The sequence below is a fragment of the Profundibacterium mesophilum KAUST100406-0324 genome (genome assembly GCF_009835145.1).
Lineage (GTDB): Bacteria > Pseudomonadota > Alphaproteobacteria > Rhodobacterales > Rhodobacteraceae > Profundibacterium > Profundibacterium mesophilum.
In genome coordinates this window covers 1-17,328 of record NZ_APKE01000019.1, presented here as the reverse complement: position 1 = coordinate 17,328, position 17,328 = coordinate 1, and the positions used below count along the sequence as shown (strand labels likewise).

General features: G+C 68.4%; 16 protein-coding genes. 10 read left to right on the top strand and 6 right to left on the bottom strand.

Translation table 11 applies throughout. The features are described from left to right. Positions 1-14 precede the first annotated feature (14 nt). Entirely contained in the window at positions 15-677 is a 663-nt protein-coding gene (locus tag PMES_RS07860) for a GntR family transcriptional regulator (RefSeq protein WP_159965129.1), read from the bottom strand. A 221-nt stretch (positions 678-898) separates the two neighbouring features. Between PMES_RS07860 and PMES_RS07855 the strand changes: the two genes are divergently transcribed. From PMES_RS07855 to PMES_RS07825, 7 genes are all read left to right on the top strand, one after another. Further along, positions 899-2,179, top strand: a complete 1,281-nt coding sequence (locus PMES_RS07855) for an aminotransferase class V-fold PLP-dependent enzyme (protein ID WP_159965127.1) — start codon at positions 899-901, stop codon at positions 2,177-2,179. A 12-nt stretch (positions 2,180-2,191) separates the two neighbouring features. Continuing rightward, positions 2,192-2,611: a GlcG/HbpS family heme-binding protein gene (locus tag PMES_RS07850; protein WP_159965125.1), complete on the top strand. Its 420-nt coding sequence runs from the start codon at positions 2,192-2,194 to the stop codon at positions 2,609-2,611. 3 nt (positions 2,612-2,614) lie between these two features. Further along, positions 2,615-3,325, top strand: a complete 711-nt coding sequence (locus tag PMES_RS07845; protein WP_159965123.1) for a fumarylacetoacetate hydrolase family protein — start codon at positions 2,615-2,617, stop codon at positions 3,323-3,325. An 81-nt stretch (positions 3,326-3,406) separates the two neighbouring features. Continuing rightward, positions 3,407-4,567 carry an iron-containing alcohol dehydrogenase gene (locus PMES_RS07840; RefSeq protein WP_159965122.1) on the top strand — a complete coding sequence of 387 codons (1,161 nt, stop codon included), beginning with the start codon at positions 3,407-3,409 and terminating at the stop codon, positions 4,565-4,567. Continuing rightward, positions 4,564-5,007, top strand: a complete 444-nt coding sequence (locus tag PMES_RS07835) for an acyl-CoA thioesterase (protein WP_236549741.1) — start codon at positions 4,564-4,566, stop codon at positions 5,005-5,007. Before PMES_RS07840 ends, PMES_RS07835 begins: the two co-directional genes overlap by 4 nt. Positions 5,008-5,064: 57 nt before the next feature. Next, positions 5,065-6,051, top strand: coding sequence for an L-histidine N(alpha)-methyltransferase (gene egtD, locus PMES_RS07830; protein WP_159965120.1), 987 nt, complete (start codon positions 5,065-5,067; stop codon positions 6,049-6,051). A 95-nt stretch (positions 6,052-6,146) separates the two neighbouring features. After that, positions 6,147-7,511 (top strand): FAD-dependent oxidoreductase, encoded by a 1,365-nt coding sequence (locus tag PMES_RS07825; RefSeq protein WP_159965119.1) that lies wholly within the window; start codon positions 6,147-6,149, stop codon positions 7,509-7,511. A 7-nt stretch (positions 7,512-7,518) separates the two neighbouring features. Here the strand turns inward: PMES_RS07825 and PMES_RS07820 are convergent, their stop codons facing one another. Further along, entirely contained in the window at positions 7,519-8,919 is a 1,401-nt protein-coding gene (locus tag PMES_RS07820) for a hypothetical protein (RefSeq protein WP_328809153.1), read from the bottom strand. Positions 8,920-9,093: 174 nt separating this feature from the next. On the opposite strand from PMES_RS07820, the gene PMES_RS07815 reads away from it, so the two are divergent. Continuing rightward, on the top strand, positions 9,094-9,855 hold the full coding sequence (locus tag PMES_RS07815; protein WP_159965117.1) for an SDR family NAD(P)-dependent oxidoreductase: 762 nt from the start codon (positions 9,094-9,096) through the stop codon (positions 9,853-9,855). Here PMES_RS07815 and PMES_RS07810 read toward each other — a convergent pair. Genes PMES_RS07810 through PMES_RS07795 form a run of 4 tightly spaced genes read right to left on the bottom strand, consistent with a single transcriptional unit; the run spans position 9,803 to position 15,364 of the window. After that, complete coding sequence (locus tag PMES_RS07810; RefSeq protein WP_236549740.1) at positions 9,803-11,068, bottom strand: glycosyltransferase; 1,266 nt, start codon at positions 11,066-11,068, stop codon at positions 9,803-9,805. The two genes, PMES_RS07815 and PMES_RS07810, sit on opposite strands and share 53 nt — an antisense overlap. Further along, positions 11,068-12,108 (bottom strand): glycosyltransferase family 2 protein, encoded by a 1,041-nt coding sequence (locus PMES_RS07805; RefSeq protein WP_236549739.1) that lies wholly within the window; start codon positions 12,106-12,108, stop codon positions 11,068-11,070. Before PMES_RS07805 ends, PMES_RS07810 begins: the two co-directional genes overlap by 1 nt. Before the next feature lie 2 nt (positions 12,109-12,110). Further along, positions 12,111-13,322, bottom strand: a complete 1,212-nt coding sequence (locus tag PMES_RS07800; RefSeq protein ID WP_236549738.1) for a glycosyltransferase — start codon at positions 13,320-13,322, stop codon at positions 12,111-12,113. Then, positions 13,319-15,364: an HAD-IIB family hydrolase gene (locus PMES_RS07795; protein ID WP_236549737.1), complete on the bottom strand. Its 2,046-nt coding sequence runs from the start codon at positions 15,362-15,364 to the stop codon at positions 13,319-13,321. The genes PMES_RS07800 and PMES_RS07795 overlap by 4 nt, the downstream gene beginning before the upstream one ends. Positions 15,365-15,609: 245 nt before the next feature. Between PMES_RS07795 and PMES_RS07790 the strand changes: the two genes are divergently transcribed. Together PMES_RS07790 and PMES_RS07785 are read left to right on the top strand one after the other, a co-directional pair. Continuing rightward, a complete protein-coding gene (locus PMES_RS07790; protein ID WP_159965113.1) occupies positions 15,610-16,395 on the top strand; it encodes a sulfotransferase family protein in 786 nt (261 codons plus the stop codon). A gap of 69 nt (positions 16,396-16,464) precedes the next feature. Next, positions 16,465-17,130, top strand: coding sequence for a hypothetical protein (locus tag PMES_RS07785; RefSeq protein ID WP_159965111.1), 666 nt, complete (start codon positions 16,465-16,467; stop codon positions 17,128-17,130). The last annotated feature ends 198 nt before the right edge of the window (positions 17,131-17,328 follow it).

Genomic DNA, 17,328 nt, shown 5'->3' with positions numbered 1-17,328 from the left:
AATTGGCCTTGGGATCAGCCTTCGGATGCGACCGGCATGGCCCGGCTGCGCAGGATGCGGGCGCGGGCCTTCGCGGCATTGTCGAGATGGGCGGTGGCGATCCGGACGAGGGCCGCGCCGTCCCCGGCTTCCATCGCGTCGAGCATCGCGTGGTGATCATCGCGCGAGCGCTCGAGGGCGGCGCGGTCCTGAACGCCCGAGAACCGGACGGCATGGGCCTGCAGCGCCGCCCCTTCGACCGCGTTCACGAGGAACGGGTTGGGGCAGAGTGCGAAAAGCGCCGTGTGGAAAGCCGCGTTGCTGCGAAAGACGGCAGCAAGATCGTTCTTGGCCACGGCGGCATCGTGCCGGCCTTGCAACTGGCGCAGGCGCGCAAGCGCGTCGCGGTCCGGCGGCAGGGCGATCATCTGCGCGGCGGCAGGCTCGATCAGGCGGCGGAAATCGAACAGCGCGGCGACCTCGCCATCGCCGTAAAGACGGACCAGCGCCCCGCGATTGCGCGGCCTGTCGACAAGCCCCATGCGGGTCAGGGTATCGAGGGCGCTGCGCACGACATGCCGCTTCGCGCCGAAGCGCGCCATCAACGCATCCTCGACCAGTCGCTCTTCGGGTTGCAGCCGCCAGAGAACGATGTCTTCCTCGAGCTGGCTGACGATATCGTTCAAGTCGCTCTTCATGCCAAGTTCCGTCGTTTTGATGCGTTGCCGCAAGCCGGGCTTGCGACGCGGAGCCTTCCGGTATCAAAAAGCTCCGGGCTTATCCACCCCGTAGCGCAAGGCGGGCCGAATCGCCGCGCCAACCACGCTGGATTTCGGCGGCTTGCCGCCACTCCCGCGACGGGGCAGAACAGCATGAAGGCCGCCCGGTCCGGGCCGGTGATGCGCTGGAGGATAGCACGATGCTTGGCGGAAATCCCGAGATTATCGACGAGGTGCGCGCCCTGTTCGCACAGGTCGACCACTGCCCCGAGCATGGCAGCCGTATCTTCTTCGAGAATGCCGGCGGTGCGCTGACGCTCAAATCGGTCGTGGCACGCTCCGCCGAACACGCGGCCATTCCCGACAACCAGGGCCGCGACAATCCCGGCTCCCACGCCCTGACGCGGATGATCGCGGCGGCCAAGGACGACATACGCCTGCTCTTCAATGCCAAGGGCGGGCAGGTCCTGGCCGGCGAGAGCGGCACGGAGCTGCTTTTCCGCCTGATTTCAAACGCGGCCCTGTCGCATCGCGCGGCTGGCGGTGCTGTGCTCGGCTCCACCTTCGAGCACCCCGCAAGCGCCTCGGCGCGCACCCGCTGGGCCGAGATCGCGGGGCTGCGCGCCATCGACGTGCCGCATGACGATGCGACGGGCCGCGTGACGCCGGAGGCTTATGCGGCCGCGATCACGCCCGACACCCGTGTCGCCACCGTGCTGCACACCTCGCCGGTGACGGGCATGGGAGTGGACCTGCCGGGCATCGCGGCGGCGATCCGGGCCACGGCGCCGGATTGCCTGATCATCGTCGACGGCATTCAGCACGCGGCCCACGGCCATATCGACATCGAGGCCGCTGGCGTCGATGGCTATGTCATCTCGCCCTACAAGATGTTTTCGCGTCACGGCTACGGTCTTGCCTGGATCTCCGATCGGCTGGCCGCGGTGCCGCATGACACGCTGATCGGCGGCCCCGGGGAAAACTGGGAGCTGGGCACGCGCGATGCCGGCGCCTACGCCACCTTCCGGGAAGTGGTGTCCTATCTGGAATGGCTGGGCGGGCGCGTCGGCGATCTGCCCGAGACGGCACGCAGGGAGCGGATCGAGGCGGCGGGTGCGGCGATCCGCGCGCATGAGGGCGATCTCGTTCACGCGATGCTGCACGGGACCGGGAACCAGGCGGGGCTGGCCGATCTGCCCGGGGTGGACATCCTCGGCGGGCTCGACAACCCGGCGCGCGAGGGGCTCGTCTCCTTCACGCTCGAAGGGCGCGAAGCGCCCTGGGTGGTGGCCGAACTGAACACGCGCGGCATCAGGACACACGCGCGCAAGGCGGACCATTACTCAGGCAACATCCTGCGCCCGCTCGGCCTGGAGGATTGCACTCGCGTCTCGATGTGCCATTACAACACCGAGGCCGAGGTGGCCGCCTTTCTCGACGCGATGCGCGAGATCGCCGGCGCGCCTTCCGGCAAAGCGTGAAGAGGAGAGAACATGCTTACCATCAGACGGCTCGATATCGAGGATTCCCGCAAACTCATCGCCGGCGCCCGCGCCAAGGCCGACGAGATCGGCGTGCCGATGTGCATCGCGATCACCGACGAGGGCGGCAACCTCGTTGCCTTCGAGCGCATGGATGGCGGCAAGGTAACCTCGATCACCATCGCCATCGACAAGAGCTTCACCGCCTCGGCCGCCAAGAAGGCCACCCATGCCTATGGCGAGATTTCGGGCCCCGGCGGTCCGACCTACGGCATCGACAGCGCCATCGGCGGGCGGCTGATGGTTGTGGGCGGCGGCCTGCCCGTCGAGGTCGAGGGCGCCGTCGTCGGCGGCATCGGTGTGAGCTCCGGCACCCCGGCGCAGGACCGCGAAGTCGCGCAGGCCGGTATCGACGCCTTCCTGAAGGGCTGAGCCGTGACGGAGTTCGCGTTCGCGCCTCCGCCGGTGCCCTTCGTGCCGGTGGCCGGCGGGCGGCGTTTCGCGGTCAGGCGCATTTTCTGCGTCGGGCGCAACTACGCCGATCATGCCCGCGAGATGGGCCATGACCCCGAACGCGAGCCTCCCTTCTTCTTCTGCAAGCCCGCCGATGCGGTCCTTCACGACGGCGCGACGCTGCCTTATCCGCAAGGGACGCAGGAGCTGCATCACGAAGGCGAGCTGGTCGTGGCGATCGGCGGAGCGGGCCGGAACATCGACACCGGCTCCGCGCTCGGTCACGTCTTTGGCTACGCCGCCGGCAACGACCTGACGCGGCGCGACCTGCAGGCGCGCGCCAAGGCCCTCGGCCGGCCCTGGGACATGGCCAAGGGTTTCGACGGCTCGGCCCTGATCGGCGAGATTTCCCCGGCCGAACGGATCGGTCATCCCGCACGCGGCCGGATTACGCTCAGCGTCAACGGCGCGCCGCGGCAGGAGGCCGATCTTGCCGATCAGATCTGGTCCGTACCCGAGATCATCGCGCACCTGTCGGCGCTCGTGGCTCTCGCGCCGGGCGATCTGGTGATGACGGGAACGCCGGCCGGGGTCGGGGCCCTGGTTCCCGGCGATTTGTGCCGCACGCAGATCGAGGGGCTCGCCCCGGCGGAGCTGCGGATCGGCGAGGGCGGACCACCGCAGGCGGGCTGACGCGTTGACATTCGCGGCGCGCGTCAGCTTCATCACCGGGGGAGCGGCGCCACTCGGGCGGCGCGAAGGGCAGGAGCACCGATGAGCACGCAGAACGGTTTCGTCTTCAACACAACGCCAAGCCTGCACATGGGCGCGGGAAGTCTCGGCAAGCTGGGCGATCTGTGCACGGCACTCGTCGCAGGTCCGGTGCTTCTCGTGACCGATCCGGGAATGGTGGCGACCGGGCTGGTCGCGCGGTGCCGCGAGGCGATCGCCGCGGCCGGGCACGAGGTCGTGCTTTTCGCCGATGTCTGCGCCGATCCTCCGGAGGCCGTGGTGCTCGACGCGGCCCGTCTCGCGCGCGGCTGTGGCGGTGTCGTGGGGTTCGGTGGCGGCTCCTCTCTCGATGTGGCCAAGCTGGCGGCGCTTCTCGGCGCGACGGATCAGCCGCTGCAATCGGCCTATGGCATCGGCAATGCCAAGGGGCCGCGCCTTCCGCTCATCCTGGTGCCGACCACCGCGGGCACCGGCTCCGAGGTGACACCGATCTCCATCGTCACGACCGGCGCGAGCGAGAAGATGGGCGTGGTCAGTCCGCTTCTGTTGCCCGATGTCGCCCTGCTCGATCCCGAGCTGACCCTGGGATTGCCGGCGCATGTCACCGCCGCGACGGGCATTGACGCGATGGTCCATGCGATCGAGGCCTTCGCCAGCGCGAGCCCCAACAACAACCCCGTGAGCCGCGCCCTGGCCTGCGAGGCCTTGCGCCTCATGGGCGCTTCGCTCGAACGGGCCGTCACCGCCCCCGGCGACATGCAGGCCAGGGGCGACATGCTTCTCGGCTCGCTTCTGGCGGGGCAGGCCTTCGCCAATTCGCCCGTCGCGGCGGTCCATGCGCTGGCCTATCCGATCGGCGGCCATTTCAAGGTGCCGCACGGCCTGTCGAATGCGCTCGTGCTGCCGCATGTGTTGCGCTTCAACGCGGCCCATGCGCCCGCGCCCTATGCCGCGCTTGCCCCGATCGTCTTCCCGGCCATCACGGGCGGAAGCGAGAGCGACAGGGCGCACGCCTTTGCCGACGGCCTCGCGGCGCTGGCGATGCGCTGCGGCCTGCCCCAAGGGTTGCGCGATGTCGGGATCGCGGCGAAGGACCTGCCCTTGCTCGCCGGCGACGCGATGAAACAGACACGGCTGCTGGTCAACAATCCCCGGCCGCTCGCCGAGGCGGACGCGGCCGCGATCTACGAGGCGGCGCTGTGAGGGCGGACCCGGGCCGGCTTGGCGACTATCGCGCGCATCGCCTTCTCGGCACGCGCTGGGGCGACAACGACGTCTATGGCCACATGAACAACACCGTGCATTACACACTCTTCGACACGGCGGTGAACGCCCATCTTATCGAGGGCGGCGTGCTCGATCCGCACGAGGGCGCCTGCGTTTTTCTCGTGGTCGAGACGGGGTGCCGCTATTTCTCCGAACTGGCCTTTCCACGGCCCGTGACCGCCGGGCTCAGGGTTGCCACGCTCGGCACGTCCTCGGTGCGCTACGAGATCGGCTTGTTCGGCATGGAGGAGACGGCGGCGGCGGAGGGGCATTTCGTGCATGTGAACGTGGACCGCGAAACCCGGCGCCCCGTGCCGATCGAGCCGCGGACGCGCGCCATGCTCGAGGCGCTGCGCCCGGAGGGCGGCGACGGCTGAACGATCCGGCGGATGGCGGCGTTGAGAAGGGGATGACAGCGCATGAGGGAGAGCGTCATGACCAATCAAGACCCCGCAGCGGCACAGGCAGGCTTCGACGAGGCGTTTCGTGCCTCCGTCCTCGAAGGGTTGACCGGAGCGGTGAAGACAGCCGACCCCAAACATTTCTACGATGCCGAGGGCTCGCGCCTCTTCGATCGGATCTGCACACTTCCCGAATATTACCCCACCCGCACGGAAACCGCGATCCTGACGCGCCACGCGAGCGAGATGGCGCGGGCGATCGAGACGGTGATGCAGCGCCGCGGCGGCCCGGACGGGGCGCGCGACATGGCACTTCTCGAGCTTGGGGCGGGGTCGAGCGTCAAGGTCCGGCGGCTTCTGGGGGCGATGCCGGAGCTGCGCTGCTACATCCCGCTCGACATCTCCGCCGACCATCTCGCGGCCAGCGCCGCCCTGCTCGAAGCCGATCATCCCGGGCTGGAAGTCCGCCCGGTGGAGGGGGATTTCACCGGCGCCCTGAACCTGCCGGCCGATCTTGAGGATTGCCCGAAGGCCCTTTTCTTTCCCGGCTCGACCATCGGCAATTTCGACCCGGACGCGGCGCGTGATCTGCTTGCGCGGATGCGGGCCCTGAAGGGGGCGGGCGCCTTCCTCATCGGCATCGACCTGGTGAAGGACGCCGATGTCCTCGTCAGGGCATATGACGATGCGCAAGGCGTCACCGCCGCCTTCAACCGCAACCTGCTGAAGCGCTTCAACGCCGAGCTCGGCGCAAATTTCGATCTTTCTTCCTTCGACCATGAAAGCCGCTGGAATGCCGCCGAAAGCCGCGTCGAAATGCATTTGGTAAGCCGCAAGCGCCAGTCCGTGGCGATCGCCGGGCAGCGGATCGAATTCGAGGCGGGTGAAAGCATCCATACCGAGAACAGCTACAAGTACAGCGTCGAAGGCTTCGAGCGGCTCGCGAAGGAGGCCGGTTGGCATCCAGAGCGCCATTGGAGCGATCCCGAGGACCTTTTCGCGGTGCATCTGCTGGCCTGAGCGCCCGTGACCGCGCGCCGCCGCGTTCCGATTGAAGGGCCGGCGCCGCCGCGCGAAAAGCATTGGCGAAACTGACCTTGCAAGGAAGCGGCCTCATGCGCCAGACCATCACCGAGCCCGCGCGCCAAGTCGACGTGATCCACGAAACCGATGTGCTCGTCGTGGGCGCCGGCCCCGCAGGGCTTGCCGCCGCACTCGGTGCCGCGCGTGCGGGCGCGCAGGTCAGCCTCGTCGAGCGTTTCGGCTGCATGGGCGGCAACATCACCGTCGTCGGGGTCGAGGGCTTCGCGTGGTATCGCCACGAGGCGACGGTCGAGGCGGGGGGCATCGGCCGCGAATACGAGGAGCGCGCGAAGGCGATGGGAGCGGCCGTGCCCGAAAGCCAGTCGCTGAGCTACGAGCTCGACAGCGAAGGGTTCAAGCTGGTGGCCGACGCGCTGATCGAGGAGGCCGGCGTGCACCCGATGCTGCACCGGCAATTCGCGGCGCCGCTGATGGATGGGCCGCGCATCACCGGGATCGTCACCGAATCCAAGGCGGGGCGCGAGGCGATCCTTGCGCGGCGGGTGATCGACTGTACCGGCGATGCCGATGTCGCGCATCGCGCCGGCGCGCCCACGCGCATGACCCCGCGCGAGGAGATGCAGGCCGCGAGCGTGATGTTCCACCTCGCCGGGGTGGACAAGCGCGCCTTCATGGAAGGCGTCCGCCGTGATCCGCAGACCTATGGCGACTGGTCGAGCGGCGAGTGGCAGATCGAGACCTCGGGCAAGGAGGATGCGATGTTCTCGCCCTATCTCGGCAAGCCCTTCGAGCGGGCGATCCGTGAGGGGCTCATTCCGGCGGTGCTCAACACCATCGCCGGCACCTGGGGCGCGGCGCATGATACCGGCGAGCTGACCTATATGAACCTCATCCACCTTGCCGGATGCGACGGCACCGACCCCGACAGCATGACCCGTTTCGAGATCGAGGGACGCCGGCAGGCGATGCTCGCCATCGAAGCCCTGCGCGCCTATGTGCCGGGATGCGCCGGAGCAAGGCTGCGCAATTTCGGGATGAGCATCGGCATTCGCGACACCCGCAAGATCGACGCGGCCTATAACATGACGGTGGCCGACGTGCGGCACGAGGGGCGTTTCGAGGACAGCATCGGCATCTATCCCGAGTTCATCGACGGCTACGGCATTCTCATTCTGCCGACCACCGGGCGCTACATGCAGATCCCCTACCGCGCGATGCTGCCGCGCGGGGTCGAGGGCCTGCTTGTCGCGGGACGTGCCATCGGGGGCGACGCGATCTCGCATGCCGCGACGCGCAACATGGCCTGCTGCGCCGTGGCGGGGCAGGGGGCGGGGATCGCCGCGGCCCTGTCGTTGCGCCAGGGGCGGGAACTGGCGGAGGTCGAGCTTGGAGCGGTCCAGTCCGAGTTGCAGCGCCAAGGCGTGCGCGTCTTCTGAGCCGCGCTCAGAGCAGGTAGGCGTAACTCAGCACCCAGATCGACAGGAGGCTGCCACCCAGGAGCGTGTAGACCCCGTTCCAGCGCAGCCCGACATGCGCCGCGCTGACCCCGCCGAAAGAGCCCACCAGCAGCGTCGTCGCGGTGTAGGGCGAGCAGGCGCCGCTCATGGTCCAGCCGGCGGTAATGGCGATCAGCAGCGCCGTGGGACTGACCCCGAGGCTCTGGGCGTCGGGCAGAAGCGGCACCAGCAACGAGACCGCGAGGATCGGGTTCATGCCGACCTGTCCCGCGGCCGGGATCACCCAGACCAGCGAGAGCAGGATCAGCCAGCCGGGAAGCGCCGTCAGGTCGATGTCGCCATGTGCCACCACCGGCACGAGCAGCGCGCCGCCGACCGAGCCGATGAAGCCGGCCATCATCAGCAGGACCAGCTCGTCGCGATAGGCCGGCAGTTCGGTGAAGGTGAACCGCGCGCTTCTGTGCCGGAGTGCGGCCAAGGGGGCGTCGCGGTTCTGCAGGGCGATCCAGCCCGCGGCGATGGCCGGAACGATCATCATCACGAGGCCGGGCACCCGGATCCGCGTCGCCAGGAAGAGAATGAGGACACAGATCGCAAGAAGGGCGAGCAGCGCCACGAGCGGCAGCAGGAGACGCCATGTGCCGTCTGGTGCGCGGCGCTCCGGCACCTTCGTCGACAGGCGCGGCTTGAAGGCGGTATCGAGGAGCCATCCCAAGCCGGCAACGAGACCGCCGGTGACGAGCGAGGGTAGGACCGCGCCGGTCCAGGATGTGCCGGGAATGAGCGAGGTGCTGATCGCGACTGCGAAACTGAGCGGTGACCAGGCCAGGACCGAGATGAATCCCCGTTGGATCGCCAGAAGCATCCGCCGGGTGCGCACCGCCCGGATCTCGGGGTTCTTGTCCTCATCGGCATTGGCCACGGCGAGGCTGCCCAGAAGGGCGATTGCGCCGTAGTTGAGCAGGAGGGCGAAGAGCTGTCCGCCAACCGTGAGGGCGGCATAGCGGCGCCCCGGCGGCTGTTGCGCGAGATAGCGGCCGCAGGCCCTGATCGACGGCGAGCTGTCGGCCGCGCTGCGCAAGGTCGCGAGTGCCGAGAAGAAGCCGGCGATGAAAACGGATGTGCCGAGTGCCGAAAGCAGCACCGTCTGCCAATTCTCGAGCAAGACTAGCGCGGCGGCGCTCAGCAGGAGCGCGACAAGCACGAAAATGCGTCGTCCCGGCCGTATGCTGGTCGCTAGAAGCGCGACGCTCACCGGCAGCAGAACCGCAACTGCCAGTATCACGGCCTGCGGCGCGGCATTCCATTCGCGGGCGATCGCAAGGCCCGTCAGCGCGATCAGGAGAGGGCCGGCGAGCCTGTCGGCCCTGAATTTGGTCTCTATCAAGAAATCCTCGCAATCCCGGGCGCAGGCCGTCTTGCGGCAGCGAAACACGGACCCCGGCAGCTCCGCTCATGGCTAGTATCAATGGCTTGAAAGGGCAATCATCGAGCCCGGTTGCATGGCGGCTATGCAGCATGGGAATGGCACCCGGAAAACCGGGCGGAAAAGGAAAACGATATGGACATCGAGGGAACGGCGGCTTTGGTAACGGGGGGCGGTTCGGGCCTCGGAGAGGCGACCGCGCGGGCGTTGGCGCAGGCCGGCGCGCAGGTTGCGGTGCTCGACCGCGACGCAGAGGCGGCGCAGGCTGTCGCGATGCAGATCGGCGGGGCGGCCTTCGCCTGCGACGTGAGCGACGCGGCCTCGGCGCAGGAGGCGATCGAGGCGGCGCGGCAGGCGCATGGCACCGCGCGCATTCTCGTGAACTGCGCGGGTATCGCGCCGGTGCGCAAGATCCTCGGGCGCCAGGGCGTGATGGCGCTCGAGGAGTTCGCCGGCGCCGTCACGGTCAACCTTGTCGGCAGCTTCAACATGCTGCGCCTGTTCAGCGACAGGGTGCAGCATGCCGAGCCGGGAGCGGGCGGCGAGCGCGGCGTCGCGATCAACACCGCATCGATCGCGGCCTATGAGGGACAAATCGGGCAAACGGCCTATGCCGCATCGAAGGGCGGGGTGGTGGGAATGACCCTGCCCGCCGCGCGCGAGCTGGCGCCGCTCGGCATTCGCGTCTGCGCCATTGCACCCGGCATCTTCGAGACGGCGATGCTCAAGGGATTGCCGGAAGCCGCGCAGGACAGCCTTGGCGCCTCGGTGCCCTTTCCCTCCCGGCTCGGCCGGCCGGCGGAATTCGCGGATCTCGTCTGTGCCATCCTGCGCAACCAGATGCTCAATGGCGAGACGATACGCCTCGACGGTGCGCTTCGGATGGCGCCACGCTGATCGCGGGGGCCTCCGGCGGTGCGGGCTCCGCTGGCGATCCGACGCCAAGCTGGCGCGGCGCGAATTGCGGGTCCGGCATGGCGGGTCCATGGGCGGCCCCGGCGATCGCCGCGCGGTAGAGGCGCTCGTAGCCGTCGATCATCCGATCGATCGAGAAGCACGACACCGCGCGCGCCCGGGCCTGCGCGCGGGGGATGCGTATGGCCTCGCGCAAAGCGGCCGCGAGGGAATGGGGATCGTCGGGCGCCGCATAGCATCCCGCCGGCCCGATCACCTCGCGCACGGCGCCCATCTCGACCGCCGCGACCGGCGTGCCGCAGGCCAGCGCCTCGATCGCGGCAAGGCCGAAGGGTTCGTCCCAACGCGGCGTGAAGAGCATGACCGCCGCGCGGCCAAGGGCGTCGGCGAGGGTCCGCGCTTCTGCATGGCCCATATACCTGATGTCTTCGCCTAGGTGGGGCGCGACCTCGGCGTCGTAATAGTCCCGGTGCTCGATCGTGCCGTAGATATCGAGCGGGACCTTCGCGATCATGGCGGCCTGCACCGCCAGATGCGTGCCCTTGTTTGGCGTGATGCGCCCGGACCAGATCGCGCCGCCGCGCGCCGCGTTGCCGCGATAGGGCCAGAGCTCGGGATCGATGCCATTATGGACGACATGCGCCTCGTTCGGCGCGCCCTCGGGCCACCAGGCGCCGCGCTGCCGCTCGGAGGTGACGGTGAAATGCGACCAGGGCGCCGCGCTTTCCTGCACGGCGCGGTGCAGGATGGTGAAGGGCGGAACATGCAGCGAGGTGACCATGGCGATCCGGTCGCGCCGCGCGAGGCGCGGGGGATAGCGGTGCAGCGTATTGTTGTGCACCACGTCGAACCCGCCGCGAGGCAGCGCATCCATGGCCGCCGCGAAGGCCGTGTCGACATGCAGGTTCAGGATGTCCGTTCCATGGAAGGCATGCCATGGAAAGGCCCGGTCGTAATGCACCGGCACCACGCCGCGAAGCGGCAGCGACGGATCGCTGTCGCCGGAGGCAAAGAGCGTCACCGCGTGCCCGCGCGCCTCCAGCGCCCGGACCAGATGCCAGGAATGCGCCTCCATCCCGCCCTGGAAGGGCGGGGCGATCGGATGCCGGATATGGGCAAGAACGGCGATGCGCAGGGGGCCGCCTGCCGGATCGCCGGCCTGCGGGGTCGAGGCGGCCGAGAACCCGCGCTCCATCACTCGGCCGCGGTCGCCGGCCGCGCCAGCAGCGCGTTCTGCGCCTTCTGCATCCGCGTCCAGCTTTCGTGCTCGTCGATGGGGGTGCCGCCTGCGCGCGCCTCCAGCAGCTTGAGAACCCTGCGCGTGTTGGCATAGGGCTGATGGCTCTGCTGGCCCGACAGCTCGAACTCGGCCTCCCCGGGCTCGCGCAGGACACGCAGGCCATCGGGGCCGTTCTCGATCAGGCCCATCATGCGGAAGGCGTGGAGCCAGTGCTCCATGGTCCGGTATCCCCATTTCTCGGCAAAGAGCTCGGCGTTGCGCAGGACGGAATGGAGATGGTGCACCGGCGGCATGTGATGGGGATGATACTGGTGGTAGACGCGCCCGCGGGCCATCCAGTTGATCGCGATCCCACGCATCGACAAGGTCTTGCCGAAATCGGTATCCTCGCCGCCATAGCCGCGGAACCGCTCGTCGAAGCCGCCCGATGCCGCGTAATCCTCGGCATGGAGCGCGAAGTTCAGCGACCAGAAGCAGCGATAGTCGTTGCAGGGCTCGGTGCCCTCGGCGGGGGCCGCGCGCCGGTCCGAATGACGCTGGCAGATCGCGTCGAACGCGGCGTAGTCGATGCCGTCATCGAGCGCACCGCCCGGAAGATACATGACCTCGCCCATCATCAGGCCCGCGCCGGGCGCGGCATGGCGGGCGTAATCGGCAACGAGGCTGGGCGCGGGAATGCAATCGATATCGAGGAAGGCGAGCACTTCGCCGCGCGCCGCGGCGGCGGCCGCATTGCGCGCGGCAGCGAGGGGCAGATCGCGGCCGCGCGATGCGCCGGGCACGCGCACCTGCCGGATCGGGAAGCCCGTTTCGGGAAGCCCCTCGTAAAGCTCCTCCTGCATGACGCCGATCACGAGTTCGAGCGGCGGTTGCATCTGTTTGTCGAGCCCGCGGATCACATTGGCCAGATGCGCAGCCCTGCCGGATGCGATGGTAAGCACCGAAACGGAGCGTGGGGGCGTGCCATGAAGCATTTTCGAGGGTCGTGATGGCATCTTTACTCTCCTGCGACGGCGATCAATGGGGGGTTGGGGTTGGATGGTGACGGCACGGCCGCATCGACGGTATCGGTCTTGGCGGTGCCGCCGGAAACGAGCCGCGCGCCGAGTGCCTCGAGCCAGCGCGCCGCGTCCTGCGCGGGCGCCTTCGCGATCATCGAGGCCTGCAGCCGCGGATCATGCGCGCCTCGGGCGGCCGAGACGGCGGCCCGCCAGGCATGGGCCGATCCGGGCAGATGCGGCAGGTGAATTGCGGCGCCGGCCCGTGCGAGCGCCTCCGCCTTGGCGACCTGCTCGTCGAAGTAGCGCCATTCCGGCACGGCGATCCACGGCTTTGACGCGGCGAGGATCTGCTGGCAGGTCGTATTGCCAGTCGAGGCGATGACGAGATCGGCAGCCGCGATCCAGGTCCCGGCATTCTCGACCCAGCCCATATGGTCGAGATTGGCCGGCTCGGTTGCGTGCCAGTCGCGCTGCACCTGTCCGATCGTGACCCAGCGGGCGGCGGGCATGGCGCGCGCGCCCACACCGAGCGGGGCCTGCGCCATGCCGCTCCCGCCGCCCCCCGAGACGGCGAGGATCAATTCCTCATCGTCGGCGATGCCAAGCGCGGCGCGCGCCTGCGTCTTGCCGGGCAGGGCCACGGGCACGCCCAGACCGGGTGCGAAATGGCAGCGCGCCAGCATCGAGGCGGACCAGTCGTGCTGCGCCAGCCGGGCATCGAAGGGCGCGAGCAGACCGGCGGCGCCATCATAGGCGGCCCGGTGGCCCGGATCGCTCCGATCGCCGTGCTGCAGCACCTTCACATGGGGCACCGAGCAGATCCGGCACAGCTGTGCGATTTCGGCCGAAACGTCGCAGACCATCACCAACGGTCGCGCCTCGGCGAACCAGCCGGTAATCGCCGCCATCGCCTCGCGGATCCCCGGCCAGCCGAGGGGCGCGCAATGCAGTGTATCGGGCGTCGGAACCCAGTCGCCGCCCGTCTCCTCGTCGCCCGTCGGCTCGAAAAGCGAGGGAATGCGGCGGATCTCGACCCCCTCGCGCAGGGGAGGAAAGATGTCGTCGCGGGCACAGAAGATGGTGACCGGGCGCGCATCGGGGAGGGCGTTGACCAGGGCGGCGCACCGCTCGGCATGGCCGCGCCCTTGGTGGTGGACGAAATAGCCGATCGGCCGCGCCTGCGATCCGTTTGCGGGCAGGGACGTCACGAGGGGACCGCCAGCGTGCCGGAATCGCCATGCGCGAAGCGGGGCATGGGTCTGGGCATCCTGCCGATCCGTGCCAGACCTTCAAGAACGCCGTCGGCATGCCGTTCGGCCGTGCGCAGCAGCCTGGGTCCGGATGGCAGGTCGTCAAGCTCGGGGAGGGCATTGGCCGGCACGATCGCATGGCCACAGGCCATGAGCATGTCACGGTCGTTACCACTGTCGCCGGCGGCGATGCAGTGGGACAGATCGAGGCCGAGCCGCGCGGCGACATGGGCGACCGCGTTGGCCTTGCCGGCCGCGCGGGGCATCACGTCGATGAAGCGCCCGTGCGAGGCGATCACACGAACATCGAACCGCAACATCTCCAGCGTCCTGTCCAGCAGAAGCGCCGACGCGGCACTGCCGAAATAGCTCAGCTTCCATTCGCGCTGCTCGAGCGGAGCCTGCGGCGTGATCGCGAAATCCTCGCTCAGATCGGCGATGGCACGAAGCAGTTCGGCGCGCGGCCAGGCTGCGTCGAGCTTTTCTGCATAGGACATGTCGAGGGTCAGGCGCCCCTTGGGATCCTCGGACCAGATCTCGGTGCCGACCGACGTGATGAACGTGTCGGGACGGGGCAGGTCCCATTCGGCGAGCACCCGCTGCGCCTCCCCGATCGAGCGACCGGTCGCGACCACATAGCCGCAGGACCGCTCCCGCGCCCAAGCGCTGAACCGTGCCGCACCCGAAGCGGAGCCGGTCAGGGTCGCGTCGATGTCGCTGGCCAGGATCGATCGGGGCACCAGGCGCGGACGCGGCGCGGACTTGCCACACAGCCGCGCATAAAGGGCGACGGAGCGCGCCGCATAGCGTGTCCAGTCGTAAAGCCCGGCACGCTCCTTGCCCGCGCGTGCGGCCTTGCTCCACGCGGCGCGGTCGCCGATCAGCCTCTCGATCGCCGCGCCGATGGCCGCGTGATCCTGCGGATCGACGGTGACGCCATGGCCGATGCGCTCGACGATGTCGGCGGGCCCGCCGCGATCCGTGGCCACGACCGGAAGGCCGAAGCGTGCCGCCTCGATGAGGGTGAGGCCGAACGGCTCGTGCAAGGCGGGATTGACGAAGACGCCGCCGCCCTGCGCAGCCAGCCGGTAAAGCTGAACCACATCGGAGGGGCTGTGACGGCGGGGCAGGGCCATGTGCCCGTAAAGATCGTGCCGGTCCATGGCCGCAAGCAGGCCGGTGATGACCTCGCGCTGCTCGGCGTTTCCGCTCTCGATCCCGTCGCGCAAGCCGGCGCAGATCACCAGGTTTGCCCGATCGCGCAGGGCCGGGTTCGATGCGTAGGCCTGAACCAGGGCGACAAGGTTCTTCTTGTGCACGGGGCGGGCGATGGCCAGGATCATGGGCTTTCGCAGATCGCGCAGGAAAGGGGCGATCCGTGCCTCCGCGCCCGAGGTGCCGGCAGCGTCGGTTTCGGTCAGCATCGAGCCCGGCGCGATGCAATGGACCCGTCCGCCGCAACGGATGCCGTAGGATTCAACCTGGCGCTCGGCCTCGTCGCGCGAGGAGACGATGATGGCGTCGCTTGCGCGCAGGGTTTGCGCCTCGGCGGCGATCCGGGCCTCGAGCGCGTCATCGCGGTGCCCGCAAGCGCCCTTGTCGATGCCAAGGGAATGCGGCGTGTAGACGACGGGAATGCCGAAGCGCGTCCCCGCATGGCGGGCGAGGTCGGCGGCATCGGCGAAATGAGCATGAAGCACGTCCGGGCGGCGCGGCATCGCGGCGAGCATGTCGCAGAACGCCCGTCGAAGGGCGGGAAGCTCCGCCTCGAGGGCGGATTTGCTCAGGTAGTCGCTCCGTTCGGTCCGCAGGCGCAGGATGCGGCAGCGGTCGGCCACGGCTTCCTCGGCCTGCGCATGGACCGCGCCAAGCTCGGGCGCATCGAAGGCCCGTGTCACGATATCGACGTGGTTCGATGGATCGAGATCGACCTGCGCCATGGCCGCGCCAAGGACGTAGGCGATATGACCGCCCGTATCTTCGGTGAGCCCATAGGACACCGGGGGGGCTTTCAGACAGCCCCCCAGAGCAATATGCATGGCATACATGACAACCTCGTCTGGATTGCGGGTGTAACGTCGCTTGGTAAATCGAGTTCCCCCCTCGTCGGTATGGCAGGCCGAGGCCGCCCCGTCCGCAGGTCCGGACTTGACAGATGACCGTATCGAAGCAGCTGCCTTGAACCGGCGCGTTTGCCGGCTTGCCGGGCTGCGATCGGGCGGGGTGCCCATGCGGGGAGAGCGACATGGAACCGAGACACAGATACGTCTTCGTCGGCGGCTTGCACCGCTCCGGCACGTCGCTGACCGCGCGGCTTCTGGCGCGTCATCCTTCGATCAGCGGGATCGAGGGCGCTCCGGTCCCCGAGAACGAGGGTGTCTATCTGCAAGGCGCCATTCCCCACACGGCGCGCCACGGGATACCTTGTCATTTCGCGACCGACCCGGCGCAGCACCTGATCGAGGGATGCGTGCATGACCGGCTTGAGACGCGCATCCGTCTCGAGGCGGACTGGGCGCCATGGTTCGAACCCGATGCCCCTTGGCGGGTGGAGAAATCACCGGTGAACCTGACGCGGATGCGTCTTTACCAGCAGCTCTTCCCGCTCTCGCAATTCGTCGTCGTCCTGCGCCATCCCCAGGCGGTGGCGGCGGCCATGGCCAAGTGGACGGGCCGGCCCGTGCACGAACTCGTCGCACATTGGATCGAGGCGCATGATCGCCTTCTGTCGGACTTGCCGCATCTGCATGCGGTAATGGTCATGCGCTACGAGGACCTCGCAGCCGATCCCGCGGGATGCGCGGCGCGGCTCCACGCATTTCTCGATCTTCCCGCATCCGGCGCGGTCATGGAGGAGGATATACGGGACGGAAACCTCGACTATGCCTCCGCGGCCAAGCCGATGGAGGCGGAGATGGCCCGCGCCGTGTCGCGGTGGGGATACTCCGACGCGCTACGGGCGGATCCGTCATACCGCGGCGAGCTGCGCCATCCGTTGCGCCGGGTCGCCGAAGCCGCCGGTGCGGCGTGATGAGAAAGGCGGCCACGAGAACGCGCCGCCACGAAGTTCAACAGAGTCACAATGGAAAGACCAAGCACAATGCCCCGACCCAACCCCCTCGCCCTTCTGTCTATTTGCGCCGCGGCCATGGCGACGCCGTCGGGCGCGCAATCTTATGATGTCGTCCTCGGGGGGCGCACACTCGGTCAGATCGCGCTTCGCGACGCGGGAAGTCAGCAGCGGTTGCAGGCGAACCTGAACAACACGCCCTTCGGCGTGTTCGACGGCAGCTTCGTCGCAACCTCTTCGGACGCGCAGGCGCCGCATGTCTACACGGGGATCAGCCGATCGACTCGCAAGTCGCGGGACATCACGACAATCGCCAGCGGCGGACGGATCATCGAGACGCGGATCGCCCCGCATGACGAGCGCACCGCCATGTCCGATCCTGAGGCGGTGCCGAAGGGGGTTCTCGATCCGGTGGAGGCTTTCGCCGCCTTCGCCTCCACAAGCGAATGTCCGGCGGCCCTGAGATTCTACGACGGCCGGAGGGTGATCGGGATCACACCGGAGAAGCGCATGACCGAAGGCGAGGCGGTGACATGCAGCTACGCCTACCGCGTGGAGGCGGGGCCGGGGCATCTTTCACCCCTGCGGATCTCGTCCTTTACGCTTCATGCCACCTATGCGCCGGCCGGAGCGAGTCGCGGACTGGCCTCCCTGGCGGTGAAAACAGGGCCGTTCTCATTGAGAATCGAGCGATAGAGCGGCCTCGCAAACCGGTTTTCGAGTGAGAGGTCAGTTTCGGTCCCGATCACCTTCCGGACGGCAATGGAATTGCCCAGATGGGGCCGGCGGGACGCCTAAAATGTCGCCGGAGAAAACTTCTCGTTTTCTGTTAGAATCTGCTTGCGGGTTTTGTTGGGTAGTCTTAGACACCCCTTCACCGGCGGCGCTGAGGCG

What these genes read in the sequence shown, in the direction of transcription:
- PMES_RS07790 (WP_159965113.1), top strand. Translation starts at nt 15,610, where the DNA reads ATGGAACCGAGACACAGATACGTCTTCGTCGGCGGCTTGCACCGCTCC.
- PMES_RS07825 (WP_159965119.1), top strand. Translation starts at nt 6,147, where the DNA reads ATGCGCCAGACCATCACCGAGCCCGCGCGCCAAGTCGACGTGATCCAC.
- PMES_RS07785 (WP_159965111.1), top strand. Translation starts at nt 16,465, where the DNA reads ATGCCCCGACCCAACCCCCTCGCCCTTCTGTCTATTTGCGCCGCGGCC.
- PMES_RS07850 (WP_159965125.1), top strand. Translation starts at nt 2,192, where the DNA reads ATGCTTACCATCAGACGGCTCGATATCGAGGATTCCCGCAAACTCATC.
- PMES_RS07815 (WP_159965117.1), top strand. Translation starts at nt 9,094, where the DNA reads ATGGACATCGAGGGAACGGCGGCTTTGGTAACGGGGGGCGGTTCGGGC.
- PMES_RS07860 (WP_159965129.1), bottom strand. Translation starts at nt 677, where the DNA reads ATGAAGAGCGACTTGAACGATATCGTCAGCCAGCTCGAGGAAGACATC.
- PMES_RS07810 (WP_236549740.1), bottom strand. Translation starts at nt 11,068, where the DNA reads ATGGAGCGCGGGTTCTCGGCCGCCTCGACCCCGCAGGCCGGCGATCCG.
- egtD (WP_159965120.1), top strand. Translation starts at nt 5,065, where the DNA reads ATGACCAATCAAGACCCCGCAGCGGCACAGGCAGGCTTCGACGAGGCG.
- PMES_RS07840 (WP_159965122.1), top strand. Translation starts at nt 3,407, where the DNA reads ATGAGCACGCAGAACGGTTTCGTCTTCAACACAACGCCAAGCCTGCAC.
- PMES_RS07805 (WP_236549739.1), bottom strand. Translation starts at nt 12,108, where the DNA reads ATGCCATCACGACCCTCGAAAATGCTTCATGGCACGCCCCCACGCTCC.
- PMES_RS07855 (WP_159965127.1), top strand. Translation starts at nt 899, where the DNA reads ATGCTTGGCGGAAATCCCGAGATTATCGACGAGGTGCGCGCCCTGTTC.